Source organism: Chitinophaga deserti, from assembly GCF_003149455.1.
In the GTDB taxonomy this organism is placed as follows: Bacteria; Bacteroidota; Bacteroidia; order Chitinophagales; family Chitinophagaceae; genus Chitinophaga; species Chitinophaga deserti.
On sequence record NZ_QFFK01000001.1, the window covers coordinates 164471 to 181994 of the forward strand.

14 protein-coding genes are annotated in these 17524 nt (G+C 50.0%); 5 read left to right on the forward strand and 9 right to left on the reverse strand.

The features are described from left to right. The first annotated feature begins 8 nt into the window (after positions 1-8). Complete coding sequence (locus tag DEV76_RS00655) at positions 9-2453, forward strand: ligase-associated DNA damage response DEXH box helicase (protein WP_109694082.1); 2445 nt, start codon at positions 9-11, stop codon at positions 2451-2453. A gap of 92 nt (positions 2454-2545) precedes the next feature. Beyond that, positions 2546-3196, forward strand: a complete 651-nt coding sequence (gene pdeM, locus DEV76_RS00660) for a ligase-associated DNA damage response endonuclease PdeM (RefSeq protein ID WP_109694084.1) — start codon at positions 2546-2548, stop codon at positions 3194-3196. A 4-nt stretch (positions 3197-3200) separates the two neighbouring features. On the opposite strand, the gene DEV76_RS00665 is transcribed toward pdeM, so the two are convergent. The 3 genes from DEV76_RS00665 to DEV76_RS00675 all read right to left on the reverse strand — a co-directional run bounded on the left by DEV76_RS00665 (position 3201) and on the right by DEV76_RS00675 (position 6581). Further along, complete coding sequence (locus DEV76_RS00665) at positions 3201-3566, reverse strand: VOC family protein (RefSeq protein ID WP_109694086.1); 366 nt, start codon at positions 3564-3566, stop codon at positions 3201-3203. Between the two features lie 548 nt (positions 3567-4114). Continuing rightward, positions 4115-4888, reverse strand: coding sequence for a hypothetical protein (locus DEV76_RS00670; protein ID WP_109694087.1), 774 nt, complete (start codon positions 4886-4888; stop codon positions 4115-4117). A gap of 937 nt (positions 4889-5825) precedes the next feature. Continuing rightward, positions 5826-6581, reverse strand: coding sequence for an XRE family transcriptional regulator (locus tag DEV76_RS00675; RefSeq protein ID WP_109694089.1), 756 nt, complete (start codon positions 6579-6581; stop codon positions 5826-5828). Positions 6582-6692: 111 nt separating this feature from the next. On the opposite strand from DEV76_RS00675, the gene DEV76_RS00680 reads away from it, so the two are divergent. Next, positions 6693-7157, forward strand: coding sequence for a hypothetical protein (locus tag DEV76_RS00680; protein WP_109694090.1), 465 nt, complete (start codon positions 6693-6695; stop codon positions 7155-7157). Between the two features lie 102 nt (positions 7158-7259). On the opposite strand, the gene DEV76_RS00685 is transcribed toward DEV76_RS00680, so the two are convergent. Continuing rightward, positions 7260-7934: an SdpI family protein gene (locus DEV76_RS00685; RefSeq protein ID WP_109694092.1), complete on the reverse strand. Its 675-nt coding sequence runs from the start codon at positions 7932-7934 to the stop codon at positions 7260-7262. Positions 7935-8052: 118 nt separating this feature from the next. Here DEV76_RS00685 and dinB point away from each other — a divergent pair, with 118 nt between their 5' ends. Together dinB and DEV76_RS00695 are read left to right on the forward strand one after the other, a co-directional pair. Beyond that, positions 8053-9276, forward strand: a complete 1224-nt coding sequence (gene dinB / locus DEV76_RS00690; RefSeq protein WP_109695319.1) for a DNA polymerase IV — start codon at positions 8053-8055, stop codon at positions 9274-9276. Between the two features lies 1 nt (position 9277). After that, entirely contained in the window at positions 9278-12253 is a 2976-nt protein-coding gene (locus DEV76_RS00695; RefSeq protein WP_109694094.1) for a DNA polymerase III subunit alpha, read from the forward strand. A gap of 88 nt (positions 12254-12341) precedes the next feature. On the opposite strand, the gene DEV76_RS00700 is transcribed toward DEV76_RS00695, so the two are convergent. The 5 genes from DEV76_RS00700 to DEV76_RS00720 form a co-directional block, all read right to left on the reverse strand. Beyond that, complete coding sequence (locus DEV76_RS00700) at positions 12342-13664, reverse strand: aspartate kinase (RefSeq protein WP_109694096.1); 1323 nt, start codon at positions 13662-13664, stop codon at positions 12342-12344. A gap of 20 nt (positions 13665-13684) precedes the next feature. Continuing rightward, positions 13685-14761 (reverse strand): Ldh family oxidoreductase, encoded by a 1077-nt coding sequence (locus DEV76_RS00705; protein ID WP_109694098.1) that lies wholly within the window; start codon positions 14759-14761, stop codon positions 13685-13687. A gap of 13 nt (positions 14762-14774) precedes the next feature. Beyond that, positions 14775-15086 (reverse strand): DUF3467 domain-containing protein, encoded by a 312-nt coding sequence (locus DEV76_RS00710; protein ID WP_172621591.1) that lies wholly within the window; start codon positions 15084-15086, stop codon positions 14775-14777. 83 nt (positions 15087-15169) lie between these two features. Next, positions 15170-16009 (reverse strand): BT_3044 domain-containing protein, encoded by an 840-nt coding sequence (locus DEV76_RS00715; protein WP_198651893.1) that lies wholly within the window; start codon positions 16007-16009, stop codon positions 15170-15172. Between the two features lie 11 nt (positions 16010-16020). After that, complete coding sequence (locus DEV76_RS00720) at positions 16021-17520, reverse strand: SusD/RagB family nutrient-binding outer membrane lipoprotein (protein ID WP_109694103.1); 1500 nt, start codon at positions 17518-17520, stop codon at positions 16021-16023. Between the last annotated feature and the right edge of the window lie 4 nt (positions 17521-17524).

The following is a 17524-nucleotide window of genomic DNA, read 5'->3' on the forward strand; positions in this document are numbered from 1 at the left end:
AATGTCTGATGAAAAACACACCCGGCTGGCAAGCGATCGAACAGTGGCTGGGAGCAAAAGGGCTTGCCCCCTTTGCCTTCCAGGAAGAAGCATGGGAACATTACCTGCAGGGCCGCTCCGGCCTCGTAAATGCCCCTACGGGCTTCGGCAAAACGTTTTCCTTATTCCTGGGAACCGTGATCCGCTGGATCAACGAAAACCCCAAAGATTACCGGAAACGTACCGGCAACGGTCTCCGCCTTATGTGGATCACCCCGCTGCGGGCACTCGCTAAAGACATAGGGCGCGCCATGGAGGAAGCCCTCCGTGAGCTGGATGTACCCTGGGCGGTAGGTATCCGCAGCGGGGATACGCCTGCCAGCGTGCGCGAAAAACAAAAGCGCAGCATGCCCGAAGTGCTCATCATCACCCCCGAATCCCTTCACATCCTCCTCGCCCAGCGGGAATATCCTAAACGCTTTGAGCACCTGGAAACTATCGTGGCCGACGAGTGGCATGAGCTGCTTGGCTCCAAGCGCGGGGTTATGACCGAGCTGGGCATCAGCCGTCTCCGTGGCTTACGTCCTCATCTCCGCATCTGGGGCATTTCCGCCACTATCGGCAACCTCGACGAAGCGCTTGATGTACTCCTCGGCAATCTGCCCGGTGAGCGGGTGATTGTTAGGGCCGATGTGCATAAGGCCATCGAAGTGGAAAGCATCCTGCCCGATGAGATCGAGAAATATCCCTGGGCCGGGCATATGGGGTTGCGCCTCCTGCATAAAGTGCTGCCCGTGATCATGGAAAGTAACACCACCCTCCTTTTCACCAATACCCGCGGACAGTCCGAAATATGGTACCACCAGATCCTGAAGGAATGCCCCGAGCTGGCAGGCGCCATCGCCCTGCACCACGGATCTATCGACGCCGAGCTGCGCATTTGGGTGGAAGAAGCCCTGCATACCGGTACCCTCAAACTGGTGGTATGTACTTCCAGTCTTGACCTCGGCGTGGATTTCAGGCCGGTGGATACGGTGATTCAGGTGGGCAGTCCAAAGGGTGTGGCCCGTTTCCTGCAACGGGCAGGGCGTAGCGGTCACAGGCCCGATGCTGTGAGCCGTATCTGGTTCCTCCCCACCCACTCCCTCGAACTGGTAGAAGCCGCCGCGTTGAAAGACGCCATGGTGGAGAACCTTATCGAAAGCAGGATGCCCGTTATCCTAGCGTATGACGTGCTGCTCCAATACCTGATGACGCTCAGTGTGTCTGAAGGGTTTGAGGCGGAACAAATACGGAAAGAAGTACAGTCTACTTTCTGCTTCCGGGATCTGACCAATGATGAATGGAACTGGTGCCTTTCCTTCCTCGTATCGGGCGGCGAAGCACTGCAGGTATACGATGAATATCATAAAGTCCACCTCGTGGGCGACCGTTACTACTGCACCAGCAAGCAGCAGGCCATGCGCCACCGCCTGCACATAGGCACCATAGTGAGCGATGCCATGCTGAAAGTGCGGTACATGACGGGGGGATACATCGGTGTTATTGAAGAATATTTCATATCCCGCCTTACTCCGGGCGACAGCTTCCGCCTCAGCGGTCATAACCTCGAATTTGTTATGATCAAAGACATGACGGTGCTGGTGCGCAAATCCAAATCAAAGAAAAGCATTGTACCCAGCTGGAACGGTGGCCGTATGCCCCTTTCCGCCAACCTCGGGATGATGCTGCGCCGGAAGTTCCATGAGGCTATGGCAGGCAAGGCCCATGAGCCGGAAATCGTTATTTTGCAGCCGCTTTTTGAGTTGCAGCAGATGCTGTCTCACATCCCACGGGAAAATGAGCTGCTGATGGAGCAAATCAAAACGGAAGACGGGTATCATCTTTTTGTATATCCTTTCGAGGGGCGCCTGGTGCATGAAGTGATGGCCATGCTGCTGGCCTGGCGTATCAGTCAGCTGCATCCCATCACGTTCTCCATTGCCATGAACGATTACGGATTCGAGCTGCTGAGCGACCAGCCCATCCCGGTAGACGATACTAATGCGGATGAGCTTTTCTCTGTAGAAAATCTTACCACCGATCTGCAAAGCAGTGTAAACGCCACGGAAATGGCGCGCCGTAAGTTCCGGGACATCTCAGTCATTGCAGGGCTTGTATTCCAGGGGTATCCGGGTAAATCGAAAGCTAACAGACATCTGCAATCGTCTGCTTCGTTATTGTTTAAAGTGTTTGAGGATTATGACGCGCAGAATATCCTGGTGCGGCAGGCGTACAACGAAGCATTTTTTTACCAGATGGAAGAAGCCCGTTTACGGGAAACTTTGGAGCGCATCCGCAACAGTAAGATCGTGATTACTTTCCCACAGCGGCTAACGCCGTTCTGCTTCCCTATTAAGGTGGATAGCCTGCGTGAGGAACTGACCAGTGAGAAGCTGGAAGACAGGATTAAGAAGATGACCCTGTGGCAGTGATGCCCTGCTGCGTTTAAGGCAGCTGAGGGTCGCCCTACTTTTATAACTATAACAAAAACATCCCGGCATATCCGGTTAAAATAAAGATAGCATTGGAAGATATCAGGTATGAAATGAAGGGCGGACACTGGCGGTTATCTGCCGGCAAAGCAGTGTATTGGGAAGAAGAGCGGGCGCTCATTGTGGCAGACCTTCATGTGGGAAAGGCGGCTCATTTCCGCAAAGCGGGTATTGCGGTACCGGGGAACATTGTGCAGGAAGACCTGTACCGGTTGCAGCAACTGATCACCAAATACAATCCGCAGCGGCTAATTGTGGTGGGTGATATGTTCCATAGTTCTGCTAATAACGAAGTGCAGTATTTCCGGATCTGGCGCAACCAGTTTCCACATATCCGGTTCGAGCTGGTAACGGGTAACCACGATATCATGGACCCGTCTGTATATGCATCTCTCGATGTTCAGCTGATGGATACGCTGACGCTGGGAGGCATTTACTTTGTGCATGACCCAAAAGACAAACCTGCAGATAACGGGGAACTTTATGCCATGTCGGGCCACATTCATCCGGGAGTTTGGATGGTGGGTAATGGCCGGCAACGTTTGCGGCTGCCGTGTTTTTATTTTGGTGCGGAGGGTGCTATCCTGCCTGCGTTCAGTGCATTTACCGGGACGTATTGTGTGGAGCCCGGGGAAGATTCGGAGGTTTTTGTAATTGGAGGGACGGGGGTGTTTAAGGTGTAGGTGACTACTTCTCTCCTTCTATATTTTTACCGAATGCGAGTACGTTTCCGTCCGGATCTTGTACTGCAAAATCTCTCATGCCGTAACCACGATCTTCCGGAGGTGCGAAGGTATTCGCTCCTTTGGTACTAATATCCCTGAAGTAATCGTCTACTTCATCACAGAAAATATACATATCCCCTTCTCCGATGGCTTTCTTATGTCCCTGAGCTTCCGGGCCGGAAAGATGTATGCGCACTTCTCCAAGTTCGATTCCTACTATGCTGGCGAATTCAAAATACTTTGTAAACCCAAGCACCTCAGTGTAAAATGGAACTGCGATACTGAGATCCCTGACCTGGAAGATGGTTGCTGCGCAAAAGGCTTTCATGTGAGGAGTTTTATGTAAGATGAATGTACGAAGAAAATGCTGCCCATTTGCTTCACTCCAGCGGTGTCGGATGAGATATCCTACAGCTGGTGTTTATCGACAAAGAATTGATGGTTATGGAAGAATGCGGCTACGCATCTTGGTAATATTCGTAGGAAGAATGGGAGTTGAACACATATATTCTAAGAATAGAAGGTACGCAGGCATATTGCGGAATCATACCCGGCTCACACCTTAGCTGCAGGTTATTTAGCGTACATTAAAGTGCAGTTACAGTGCTTATTTGAAGCTAATTACTACCTGATTACCGGATAGTAACTTTGTGGTAACCAGAAATTATTGTTGGAGAGAACGTGGACTTGATGCGAATGCGGGGAGGATGTTATGCGAAGTTGGTGAAAAGGGGACAGGAAAGAGAAATAGTGAAGATGACGAGCATGGGGTATATGGCAATGGCTGGCGGAGGAATTGCCTGCCGTGTAGATTTGGGTTCCATATATTTTGATAATTAATTAGTTATAACAAAATCTCTCTCTTATGGCGATAGGCTATTCCCGTTGGATGAGCACCTGTCTGTTTTGAGCAGAGAGTGTGGTGAGGACAGGAGAGACTGATGGGTGAGATGGTTCGTGAACGGGCTTTACTTTGGTAATAACCGTTTCCTTTTGTTCCTCTTCCACTATTGCAATGATATCTGCTGCATATCCCCTTCGGTTACCGATATCATCACCATCTTTAAACTGCCTTACCTGCAGCACTACTATCAGTGTGCCTTTACCGGGTACGTTTACCTGCATATCTGCACCTTCGAAGTATTGATAACGTCCATTCAGGGTGATGTTCAGCACGGCAGTGTCAGAACCGGTTACTGTTCGTGTAGTGAAGTCGATCCGGGTGGCAATCAACTTTATCTCAATGCGGTCTGCTTTTGCAAATGCTTTGAATTCCTGTGCGGGGATGTGCAGTTTCCCGTCTTTAGTGAATACGGGCCTTGCATTGATGTGCGTATTGATACCTGTGTATCCATTGAAGCGGAATTTAGCCAGTGCTGCATGATTGTTCCTGCCAGCCTGCAGAATTAAGCTGTTCAGGCGGTTTACCAGCGCATGATCTGTATGGATGTCCAGGTGTGGCGTGATAGCATGGCGGATAAGGGCGCCTTTGCTGCTGGCTGCACCGAACCTTTTGGCAGCGCGGCGGGTGTTTGCCGTTTGCCTTACTTTTTCCGGCACGGTTCGCAGGCAGTGTTTGCCGTTTCGTTTGTAGGCAATGATATTGCCCAGCCTGCCGGTAAATGGAATGAGAGAATCTAAGATTGCCATAATAGAGAAATTTTGTTACCCCTAAATTTATGTAAACCGCCACGGAGCTAAGGTTGCGATAATTGAAGGATATCTAATACAGTAATTTCAGGGATTGTAAAACGTCGAAGGTTAGAAGCACTCATGCTTCAGTAATCTCTAAAGTGAAATGCATGGTGGTTAGAGGATTTCGAAAAGTGGTAAACCATATAAATAATCCTGATAAATATCAAATACCCCCCGTAATGGTAGAGAATCGGGTATTCAAATCAGGCATGTCTCAACCTGACTCCAGGCTTTAACTATCCGGGAATTGCAGATAATTGAAGGGAAGCGGGATCTGAGTTACCTGAACTTGTCATGGGGAAATGGCGTGTCCGGAGAAAGAAGCCAAATAAAAAATGCCGGAGTTTCCTCCGGCACTGTCAATGGTTAACTTGGGGTTGGGAAAACAACGATGAAATCCTTTGCATATGACATACGGTTTATTCTATGTCACAATCTTTAAGCGTTCAGTTGTTGCCCTGATACGGTCGCAAAATTATTTTATGTTACTACAATGCCCTGGTATCGCTACCTGCATCTACTGACAATAATATGCTGGTTTCACTTCCCGCAACTGCTGATAATATTATCCTGGTATTACTACACGCATCTACAGATAATCATATTCTGGTATCGCTATCTGCATTTGCTGTTAATAATATGCTGGTATCACATCCCACACCTGCTGAAAATAACACACAGCAATCATTACCTGAACCCACTGAAAGCAATCCATGTGTTACTACCGGAAACTCCAGACAGTAGTTATCACGGCATTAATACGCGCAACTGCCGATAGCAATACCCGGCCGCGATCTCTCACGGCCGGAAAGCTTCTTCATACTTCCGGGTAATGGAAAGTAAGTTGATTGGTAGCAGTGGTTACCAAACTGCAACCTCTTCAGGCTACAGATCAGTTCTTCATCTGCTTCTTCAGCATGCTTACCTGCTCCTGAAGCTGGTTTACCATACCTGCAAGGTGGTTCACGCTCATTTTATGCTGCTGGCCCATTTTCTGGATAACAGCATCTGCCGCCCAGATCTCCAGTACTTCTTCCATATTCACAGAATAAGGATCGTACATGGGATTGTCGGAAGCAAGCGTAACCTTGGCTTTGGAACGGTTGCTTTTCAGTACACGCTTGTAAACAATGCCTTCGCGGTTGGTCACCACAATGTATGCCTCGTTATTCCGGATATCCTCCCAGCCGTCTACCTTATGGCAAACTACTACGGAACCGGATGGTGTTGGCAACATGGAATCCCCTGCGATCTCAAAAGCACGGTATTGGCCCGCACCCAGCATGGGCAAAGTAAATGTGTTCAGCTCATCGATGAACTCGTCATCATTGAAGCCCGCGAGATAACCCGCAGCGGCCTTTACCGGAACAAATACTACATTCTGACGGTTGGTACCGCCCAGCTTCTGCTGGCGCCTGCGCTCCAGGAAGCTTTCCTTGGCAGAACTCAGGTCGCGCCGCAACAGATCGTCGATCGAAACACGGAACATATCGCTCACCTGTTCCAATACCTCTGTTCGAGGCTCGGCACGCTCCTCTTCATAAGCCCCCAGTAAAGAACGCTTTATGTTAAGGCGGTCAGCAAATTCCTGCTGCGTCCAGCCCTTTTGCTTGCGCAGATATTTAAGATTTTGGCAAACAGTAGACATCCCTAAATTATTTAGTACAACAATGCTAACAAAATTAGCAAACATTTTTTGTAATAAAAAATTTTATCTGTGACTCAACGCTTATTTTTGCCCCGGACAAACTCAAACAATATGCAAGCTTTGTTAGACATTCACTCTTACGTGCGCTGGCTCATCCTCGCCTTTGGCGTAATCGCAGTGATCCGCGCCATTATGGGCGTTACCGGAAAGAAGCCTTACGGCGCAGGCGATACCAAGGCCGGCCTCTTTTTCATGATCTTCCTGGACATTCAGCTGTTGATCGGCCTGGTGCTTATGTTCACCAGCTCGCTCACCAAAACCGCTTTTGGCAATATGGGCGCCGCAATGGGCGACAAAGTGCTCCGTTTCTTTACCGTTGAGCACACCCTGCTGGGCATCATCGCCATCGCGCTCGTTCACATCGGCCGTTCCAAAATCAAGAAAGCTGACTCGGATGCTAAAAAGCACAAAACCGCGCTCATCTTCTTCGGTCTCGGACTCGTGCTCATCCTCGCCATGATCCCATGGCCCGGCCGTGAACTGATCGGCAGAGCACTGCTCCCCTCCCTCCGTTAATAGTTTTATAACTATCCATAAAAAAAGTAAGAACAGGTTGATCCCCGTTCTTACTTTTTTTTATGCACGGGAATGCTTGCCACTTCCCGTGCCCACGACGATTCAACCCTGCGTCTTATAAAATAACCGGTAAGAATAAATGTAAGGCAGTGCCGCCAGGGCCATCCCCGCAAAAATAAACAGGAACACCCCGCTCATCACCGGCATAAACATCCCGGCTACCATAATTACAATACCTGCATACAGCCACAACCTGCCTGCCATATGGTGCGTTTCCGTCCATATAACATCATTGGCCAGCGTCCACGGAGTACGGACGCCCACAAAATAGTTGGGTTTGAGATTCCGCAGGAAAACACCCAGCGCTGCAATAAGGAGCCCTACGCCCACAAACACCCATTTCTCCAGGAATATTTCCCTGCCTGTACTGATCAGATAGATGACAATTGATGTAAATACAGCCAGATAGATATGTATCCGGAAACGGATGCGGTAATATTCTTTCATATACGCCCTGAATTCAGCCGGCGTTTCATCCCATACATCCCGCTTCGGAATATACCGGAACAATGCGTACAGCATGCCATTCGTAAAAAAGAGGAAGATCATTAACAGGAGGAACTCCCTTTTGTACACCATCCCGTCGGCCTCGCCGTTCAGGTTAAAATTGGTGGGAATCTGCGCAGGAAGCGTATTCCAGATCAGTGCAAGGTACACCATGGGCCCTAACAGCAGTGCCAGCAGCAGGACTTCTTTAACATAATCCGTGTGTTTCATAACGAAATGGATTAGTTCTACCTATTAAACAAACGCCTGGTTGCTTTAGTTTATTATTTCTTTGCTAACTGCATTAGTTTTGCTAATTATTTTAGTAATTTTGGGTAAAGACACGATTATGTTGTTAGACGGCCAACGCACGATCGCGCATTTCGACCTGGACTGCTTTTTTGTTTCGGTTGAATGCCTGAAAGATCACAGCCTTAAGGGCAAGCCCCTCCTCGTAGGCGGCAAGGGCGACAGGGCCGTGGTGGCAGCCTGCAGCTATGAAGCCCGCACTTTTGGCATCCACTCCGCCATGCCTATGAAAATGGCTTTGCGGCTTTGTCCGCATGCCATAATCAGAGGCGGGGACTTTGAAGAATACAGTCATTTTTCGCGGGAAGTGACCGACATTATCGCCGGTTCGGCCCCGTTATATGAAAAATCCTCCATCGACGAATTTTACCTGGACCTGACAGGGATGGATAAATACTTCGGTTCCCTCAAATGGACCACCGAACTCCGCCAGAAAATCATGCGCCAGACGCATCTGCCCATCTCCCTCGGCCTGGCGTCCAATAAAATGGTGTCGAAAGTAGCCACCAACGAAGCCAAACCAAACGGACAGCTTTCCATCCCCTTCGGGCACGAAAAAGGGTTCCTCGCCCCTATGCCGGTCGATAAAATACCCATGGTAGGGAAAGAAACCGCTGCACAGCTCCGCCGCCGGGGGGTAGAAACCGTGAAAACCCTCAGCGAGATCCCTGTTGGCCTCCTGGAGGCCTGGATGGGGAAAAACGGGATATCCCTCTGGAACAAAGCCAATGGGATCGATGAATCGCCCGTAATTCCGTTTCATGAGCAAAAATCTATTTCTACGGAACAGACTTTCCCGCAGGACACGATAGACCTGGGTTTTATGCACAGCGAACTGGTGAGGATGACGGAAAAGATCGGCTTCGAGCTCCGGCAGCAAAACCGGCTTACCGGCTGTGTAACTGTCAAAATCCGGTATTCCGACTTCGAAACCGTCACCAAACAACTCAGTATCCGCTATTCCTCCAGCGATCATGTGCTGCTGGAGCATGTGAAACAACTGTTCTCCAAGCTGTACGACCGCAGGCTGCTGGTACGCCTGATCGGCGTGCGGTTCAGCAACCTCGTTTCAGGGAATTACCAGATCAGTCTTTTCGATGATACGGAAGATATGATTTCATTATACCAGGCTATCGACAGCATTAAACAGCAGTTCGGCTGGCAATACCTGATGCGTGGCAGCAGCAGCGGTGGAAACTTCGATCAGCAGCTGCAGCCCTACCAGAAGGAAACCCTGATTATGAAACGCCGATATCCTCATTAACATGTACCTGAATTGCAAATCCTGGTTCAGCCTGCGTTACGGCACCATCCGTACCGACGAGCTCGTGGCTACCGCCAAGGCCCACGGGATTACGTCGCTCGCACTTACAAATATCAATGCAACTACGGATGCATGGATGTTTGTACAGGAATGCATGCAGCACGACATCAAGCCCATCCTCGGCTTAGAATGCCGGAACGGTGCTGCTTTCCGGTACATCCTCCTTGCCCGGAATATGGACGGATGGCTGTCTATTAACCGCTTCCTCTCCCGGCACCTCCAATCAGAAGAACCATTTCCGGAGCAAGCCCCTTTTCTGCCGGAAACCTTTGTGATATACGCCTGCGGAGCCAGACCACTCCATTCTTTAGCGGAAAACGAACTGATAGGCATCCGCCCCAGGGAACTAAACCGCCTGTTCCGGACAGATACCCGGCGCTATGCAGATAAGCTCGTTGTATTACAGCCCATCAGTTTCCAGAACGAAGAATCCCAGCGGCTGCACCGGGTTTTACGGGCAGTCGATAATAATTTGCTCATCAGCCAATTGCCGCCGGAAGAAGTGGCAGGGATAGATGAATGCTTCATCCCTCCCTTTCAACTGCTGGAACTATTTAAAGAACAACCCCACATCGTCCGCAATACCCTCCGGGTGATGGAGGAATGCCAGCTGCATTTCACCTTCGGGCAACACCTCAACAAAAAACGTTTTACACACAGCCGCGAAGGCGACCGAGAACTGCTGAGGGACCTGGCATATGAAGGGATGGAATACCGCTACGGAATTGGAAATGCAGAAGCGAAACAACGCATCGATAAAGAATTGCTGATCATCGACCAGCAGGATTTCAATGCTTACTTCCTCATTACCTGGGACATTGTGCGCTATGCCCGTCACCGCGACTTCTTCCATGTAGGCAGAGGCAGCGGGGCTAACTCCATCATTGCTTATTGCCTGGGCATCACGAACGTAGACCCCATTGCGCTGGATCTGTATTTCGAGCGGTTCCTCAATCCGCACCGCAGCTCTCCTCCTGATTTCGATATCGACTTCTCCTGGCGCGACCGGGATGAGATCTTCGATTATATTTTCAATAAATACACGACAGAACATACCGCCCTGCTGGGAACCGTGGCTACCTTCCAGACAAACGCCATCGTACGCGAGCTGGGCAAAGTATATGGATTACCCAAAGGCGAGATCGACAAAATCCTTGAAAACCCTTACCAGGTAAAACTGGGAGAAGACAATGTGCATCAGCGCATCATCCGCTATGGCCGCATGCTCGACCGGTTCCCCAATCACCTGAGTATTCATGCCGGCGGTATCCTCATCAGTGAAGCGCCCATCCATCAGCACTGCGCAACGCACCTGCCCCCCAAAGGGCTTTGCACCGCGCAGCTGGATATGCATCTGGCAGAAGCCATCGGCCTGCATAAATTCGATATCCTTAGTCAGCGCGGCCTCGGGCACATCCGTGATTCGCTGGATATCATTAAAGAAAACCACGGGCTGGATCTGGACATCCACGATGTTAAATCCTTCATGGAAGATCCCAAGGTGAAGGACGCCCTCCGTAATGTTCAGACTATCGGTTGCTTTTACATCGAATCTCCCGCCATGCGGCAACTGCTGCGCAAGCTGCGTTGCGACGATTACATCACGCTTGTGGCTGCCAGCTCGATTATTCGTCCGGGTGTGGCACAGGCGGGCATGATGCGGCAGTATGTGCTGAACTTCCATCAGCCCGACAAAGTGGAATACCTCCACCCCGTCATGAAAACCCTGCTGGGAGAAACGTATGGCGTGATGGTGTACCAGGAAGATGTGATCAAGGTAGCGCACCACTACGCCAACCTCGATCTGGCAGATGCAGACACTCTCCGGCGTGCTATGGCAGGAAAATACCGCGGGCAGCAGAACTTCGAGAAGATCAAGAACCTTTTCTTCGATAACTGTGAAAAACTGGGGCGCCCCAGGGCCGTGAGTGATGAGGTGTGGCGCCAGATCGCCAGCTTTGCTAATTTCTCATTTTCCAAAGCGCACTCGGCCAGTTTCGCCGTGGAAAGCTATCAGAGTCTTTACCTGAAAACTTACTTTCCGGCAGAGTTTATGGTGGCAGTTATCAACAATTTCGGCGGGTTCTATAACCGGGAACTGTATTTCAGGGAGCTGAAGAAAACCGGCGTCAATATCAACCCGCCCTGTGTTAACCGTAGTGACTATTACACTAACATCAAGAAAAACGAAGTGCATGTTGGGTTTATACATGTGGAGAAACTGGAGCAGGCATGGATCGAATCCGTGCTGGACGACCGTAAAGCGAACGGGTATTTCCTCAATATGGAAGATTTCGTGAACCGTACGCAGCCTCACCCTGCACAGCTGGAAATTCTGATACGCATCGGGGCTTTCCATTTCACGAAGGAAACAAAGAAGAACCTTTTGTGGAAAAGCGCTGCGCTGTTGCGCAGGGATACAAACGATCCCTCAAAGCCCGGGCTATTCAGGGAGCCTTCCCGCAACTGGACGCTGCCTACGCTCTCCTATCACGATCACGAGGATGCATTCGATGAAATTGAACTGCTGGGCTTTCCGCTGACTTCACCCTTTGGCGTATTGCAACACGACCAGCGCAAATACATGCCGGTTGCTGATCTGGAGCGTCATCTGGGCAAAAACGTATCCATGCTCGGCTACCTCGTAACACTCAAACATGTCTATACCGTAAAACAGGAAGCCATGTGCTTCGGTACTTTCCTCGACCGTGATGGCGACTTTCTCGACACTGTGCATTTCCCCGACAGTCTGCGCCGGTACCCTTTTATGAAAGGCGGCTTTTATATTCTTGAAGGCAAAGTGATAGAGGAGTTCGGGGTATATTCCCTCGATGTACACTACATGCGGAAAATAGGATACTTCGAAGATAAAGCGAAAGAAACCGGCACCCTTCGCGCTCCGCTCAGTACTGCATAATAGCGTCTCTTTCCGCCTATAAACATATAAAAAAAGCCGCCTCATGAGAATGAGGCGGCTTTTGTATTCATGTAATCAACAATCATTACTATTCCAGTCCGAACAGTCCTTTATTCAGCAGCTGGAGTGTTTTCTCCTTGTGCTGGCCACCAACGAGGATGGAAATGTTGTGCCTGCTGCCGCCGTAAGAGATCATACGCAGGGGCACTTCATTCAGGGAATCGAACAGTTTCTTGAGGATAGACGGTGTGGCCGCAACCTCATTACCCACGATGGAAACGATAGCCTGGTGGTGATCCAGCTCTACTGTTCCGAAGGGCTGCAGTTCTTTGAGGATCTGATCAAGATGACGCTGATCGTCGATCGTGATAGAAACCGCCACTTCTGAAGTGGTGATCATATCGATCGGTGTGCGGTATTTCTCGAAGATCTCGAAGATTTTACGGAGGAAGCCGTAAGCCAGGAGCATGCGGCTGGATTTGATCTTGATGGCGATGATACCATCTTTCGCTGCGATAGCTTTCACACCGTTGCCGTTAGGCATTTCAGTGATGATGGTGCCTTTCGCTTCGGGCTGCATCGTGTTCAGCAGTTTCACGGGAATGTTGAAATGCTGTGCAGGCCAGATGGATGCAGGGTGAAGGATCTTAGCGCCGAAGTAAGCCAGCTCGGCAGCTTCGTCGAAAGAGAGCTGCTCGATCGGGAATGTTTTCTTCACAACACGGGGATCGTTGTTGTGCATACCGTCGATATCGGTCCAGATCTGTACTTCTTTTGCCTGGATGGCTGCGCCGATGAGGGAAGCAGAATAATCGCTGCCACCACGTTTCAGGTTATCTACTTCTCCGCGGAAGTTGCGGCAGATGTATCCTTGTGTAATGAAGAGCGTCTGGCCTTTCTGCTGTTCCAGCAGGTGGTTGAGTTTTACTTTGATGCGGGGAATGTCCGGTTCTTCAAACTCATCGATGCTCATGAAATCCAGCGCAGGCAGCAGCACGGCTTTCACGCCGGTTTCCTCCATGTATGCGCTGAATAGTTTGGTAGACAGGAGCTCGCCCTGGGCGAGGATGTCTTTGTTCAGTGCCTCGTTGAAAGAAATACGAAGGATGATATTAAGGAATTCAAAATGTTCGTCTACGATGGCTTTGGCATTAGCCCGTCCTGCTTCGGTTTTCACCAGTTCGTTACAGAAAGCCCGGTAATGGCTTTCCAGCTTGTCGATCTGCTGCTTCGCTTCCGTCTTCTTTCCTTCAGACAGCGATTGACCAATTTCGACAAGTGCGTTGGTTGTTCCCGAAAGGGCGGAGAGTACCACTATTTTGGCATCGGTGTCAGCTGTGATCAACTGTGCTACGGAATGCATGCGCTCCGGTTTGCCAACCGAGGTTCCGCCAAATTTTAAGACTTTCATTTGTTTGTGATATATATTACTTAAAAATCGATTTTAAATTTCATGGCTACTTCGCCAAGGTCTTTTACCACAGGATCGAGGATCGGGATACCGGCTTCCATACGGTAGGCCTGCATTTCCCTTTCAGGATCGCCGGGGATCAGTACTTTTTCTTCTCCCGCAACGGTTTTAGCTCCCCGGAAGCGCTTGATCCAGGTATCCATATGTGACTTGAACTCATCAGCCGGACGGAAGGCATCTACCCGCATAGCCCCGAAGAAATGGCCCAGTCCTTTCCCGACTGGGTCGGGAGGCAGGGGAAGGAAACTCACGAAAGGCGGTGCCCAGGGACCATAATTGGCACCAGACAACACAGCCGAGAAGATATCCACGATAGAGCCGAGGCAATAGCCTTTATGGCTGCCATGTTCCCGGTCGCCTCCGAGCGGCAGCAATGCACCACCGCTTTTAAGCTCGTTCGGATTGGTACTGGAATGGCCATGCTTATCCTGCACCCAGCCTGTAGGGGCCTCCATTTCCTTGCGCTGGAGAATCTCCAGTTTACCGTTGGCGGCTGTGGTAGTCGCAAAGTCGGCAACGAAAGGAGGCTGTTCCCCTGCCGGGATGGCTACCGCGATGGGATTGGTACCCAGCATACGCTCCGTGGCAAAAGTAGGGGCTACGAGCGGACTGGCATTTGTCATGGCCATGCCGATCATATCCTGCTCCAGTGCCATCATGGCGTGGTATCCGGCTATCCCGAAGTGGTTGGAATGGCGGACGCTAACCCATCCCGTGCCGGCGATTTTTGCCTTTTCGATGGCTACCTGCATAGCAAAAGGCGCTACCACGAGGCCAAGGCCTCCGTCTCCATCCACCACTGCCGTAGAAGGCGTTTCGTGGACGATCCGGATATCCGGCGTGGGATTGATACGGCCTGCTTCCCATAGGCGAACGTACCCGCTAAGGCGTGCAACACCATGAGAATCAATACCCCTGAGGTCAGCAGAGAGTAAAACGGTAGCCGCAAGTTCTGCATGTGCTGCAGAGCAGCCCATTTTCAGAAATACATCGCGGGTAAATGCCTGCAGGTGGCTATACGGGAAAATTTGCTCCATCCTAATGCTGCGGTTATGCCTGAGCGGTGGGACCGCCAAAGTTCATCGGTAAGGAAACCGGTTCCTGGTCCTGGATGGCGCCATGAGCGGATTCATATTTCTTGATATTGTCTACCAGCGCTTTCATCAGGCGCTTGGCATGCTGCGGCGTCAGGATGATCCTGGATTTCACCCGGGCCTTAGGCAAACCGGGCATCACATTGATAAAATCAACCACAAACTCCGACGGTGAATGCGTGATGATCGCCAGGTTGGCATACGTTCCGTCTGCTACTTCCTCGCTTAACTCAATATTCAGCTGTTGCTGTTCATTTTCATTTTCCATTATAATGTGGCTTTGGAATCACAAAAATAGAAAAAGAGGTGCCATTTCCAGCACCTCTTTTTTTATAATATGTATCCTTCTTCTTATTCTCTCACAAAAGTTTCCTCCACAATACGCGGCGCTGCCGTGTTATAGGAATAATGGAGGTGGAAAGTATGGGTAGCAGGATCGTATCTGTTTACTCCCCAATGCTGGTCAATATTGGGTGTATCGCCCGCCGGAGTGATGGTTACAGAGTTATCCGCATTTACGGTCAGCACCATCTGATAATCCGGCCCAAGGTCGCCCAGATAGGCAATAACCGAGTTTGGTCCAGTGGTAATCAGCTCTTTACGCATATCAATCGGGCGATCGCCATTTACAGGGTGGTGAAAGACGCCGGTGGCACGATAGTAGGCATGATAAGCATTTCTTACCACCACTTCGATAAACACCTTCCCCAGGTTGGATGCAATAACAGCGCCGCTGGGATCTGTCAGTTGAAAGCCCACCATCCATTTCTTAGACAGATCAGGGATCTTGCTGGAGTTTACCTTCACCACGAAAGGTACAGACCTTGTACCGGCTGGTACCGATACTGTATTTACCGTCATGGTGTATGCATCGGCCGGCAGTTGATTGTATTCATCATCGAACTTCTGGTTGTAGATCTGTGCAGCATTTGTAATTGGGCTCACTTTTGCATTTACGGCAGTACCCAGCGGATCTTTCGATGCTATGGCCACTTCAATAGGCATGTCCTGCGCATCGTTAGACAAGTCGAAGGCCTCGATCACCTTGTCACCGTCATGCTCTGCATACAGGAATTGCAGGGCAGGCGGGGCAGTGGTGTAGTCGATAAAACTGGCATCGTCTTTCAGGCAACCGGTAAAAAGGAGACCGGTGGCCGAAGCGAAGAGGATATATTGAGAAAGCTTTTTCATGATCTTCATTTTTAGTTTACGTCCCAGAAAATTTTGCTCGTGAACTGATCTATTTTACCCTGTTTCACCAGGTTGGCGGCGTTATATGACTCCTCCGTTTGCGGATACAGGAGGCGTGAGGGTAGCTGCCCGGGCTTGATAGACTCCAGCGAAGCCGGAATATTGGGGTAACCGGTACGGCGGTATTCGTTCCATGCTTCCAGGGAGTTGATGAGGTACATGGAGATCCATTTCTGGGTGGCAATTGCTTTCAGCTTATTAGGCGAAAATTCCCAGTCAGCATCTACTTCCTCACTGGTGAGATAAGGCTGCACCAGCTCATCATAAATGGTGGCACGGTCATCAAAACCGTTATAAGCAATCATGGCAGGGGATGTCATGAGATAATAGAAGCTTTCTGCAACGCCTTCTTCATAAAATGCTTTGGCAGTTTTCCCGAAATTTATCCCCAGTTCCTGTACGGCTTCGGCGAGCAGGAACTTCATTTCCGATACCTGGAAAATAACAACCGGTTGATTATAACTACGGAAAATTGAAGCGGCTCCAAAAGGCGTGGCATCAGGCGGATTGAGATCTCCAAGATCTACCCCGCTGGCAGCTGTACTACCGAATATTGCTACCCCGCGATCATGATCCACCTTAGCAACACCGTAAGTTGTTGGCATAACATAATCATGTTCTGTGGCGGAAGAACCTGCCGCATTCATATAGTATCTGTTCCAAAAAGGATTCTGCTTGCCCTCAGTTCTGAGATAACCCGGATCCACTACAGCGTCTTCCTCAAGGAAACCATCAGGATCTGCTGCCAGGGCAGTGAGTAAAGGTGTAATATATGCCAGCCGGGACGCTACGCGCGATTGACGGATGAGCAACCGCATCTTTATTGAATTTGCCAACTGCTTCCAACGGTCCAGATCCCCATCGAAGAGGATATCTTCATTACCCACGTGGATAGTATTATCAGGGTCGGTTTCATCAATAATTTTCTTGGCAGCGTCCAGCTGCCTGATAAGATCTTCATAAATCGTAACTGCGTTATCATATGCAGGCGTTAGGTTAGCCTTTCCTTTCAGCGCTTCTGAGTAGGGAACGTTTCCGTACTGGTCAATAACCTGCTGATACACATATGCTTTCATGATTTTGGCCAGGGCAATGAAATATTCATGCCGGGTAAGTGCAGCGGCCTTCTTCTCAATAAACTCGTAATCCATCAGGTTGTTATACGACTGATTCCATACGCCTTGTTCTGTAGCACTGGTATAGTTATAGGTGCGGTAGGTATTATAACCACTTACCACATTGGATTTAGCCCAGTAACCAACCGTCCAGGCACCATAAGTCTGCCAGGTATTGCATACGAGAGTGCCTGTTCCTGAAAGCGCCCCGGTAAGTACGGCCTGAGGCGTTGCGTCGGTAGCATCGTTGGGTGTATTATTAATTTCAAGGAAGTCTTTCTTGCAACTGGTGGCGAGCATGCCCACACCCAGTATGATATAGATGAGTTTCTTCATGATC

What these genes read in the sequence shown, in the direction of transcription:
- DEV76_RS00655 (WP_109694082.1), top strand. Translation starts at nt 9, where the DNA reads ATGAAAAACACACCCGGCTGGCAAGCGATCGAACAGTGGCTGGGAGCA.
- DEV76_RS00665 (WP_109694086.1), bottom strand. Translation starts at nt 3,566, where the DNA reads ATGAAAGCCTTTTGCGCAGCAACCATCTTCCAGGTCAGGGATCTCAGT.
- DEV76_RS00670 (WP_109694087.1), bottom strand. Translation starts at nt 4,888, where the DNA reads ATGGCAATCTTAGATTCTCTCATTCCATTTACCGGCAGGCTGGGCAAT.
- DEV76_RS00675 (WP_109694089.1), bottom strand. Translation starts at nt 6,581, where the DNA reads ATGTCTACTGTTTGCCAAAATCTTAAATATCTGCGCAAGCAAAAGGGC.
- DEV76_RS00680 (WP_109694090.1), top strand. Translation starts at nt 6,693, where the DNA reads ATGCAAGCTTTGTTAGACATTCACTCTTACGTGCGCTGGCTCATCCTC.
- DEV76_RS00685 (WP_109694092.1), bottom strand. Translation starts at nt 7,934, where the DNA reads ATGAAACACACGGATTATGTTAAAGAAGTCCTGCTGCTGGCACTGCTG.
- dinB (WP_109695319.1), top strand. Translation starts at nt 8,053, where the DNA reads ATGTTGTTAGACGGCCAACGCACGATCGCGCATTTCGACCTGGACTGC.
- DEV76_RS00695 (WP_109694094.1), top strand. Translation starts at nt 9,278, where the DNA reads ATGTACCTGAATTGCAAATCCTGGTTCAGCCTGCGTTACGGCACCATC.
- DEV76_RS00700 (WP_109694096.1), bottom strand. Translation starts at nt 13,664, where the DNA reads ATGAAAGTCTTAAAATTTGGCGGAACCTCGGTTGGCAAACCGGAGCGC.
- DEV76_RS00705 (WP_109694098.1), bottom strand. Translation starts at nt 14,761, where the DNA reads ATGGAGCAAATTTTCCCGTATAGCCACCTGCAGGCATTTACCCGCGAT.
- DEV76_RS00710 (WP_172621591.1), bottom strand. Translation starts at nt 15,086, where the DNA reads ATGGAAAATGAAAATGAACAGCAACAGCTGAATATTGAGTTAAGCGAG.
- DEV76_RS00715 (WP_198651893.1), bottom strand. Translation starts at nt 16,009, where the DNA reads ATGAAAAAGCTTTCTCAATATATCCTCTTCGCTTCGGCCACCGGTCTC.
- DEV76_RS00720 (WP_109694103.1), bottom strand. Translation starts at nt 17,520, where the DNA reads ATGAAGAAACTCATCTATATCATACTGGGTGTGGGCATGCTCGCCACC.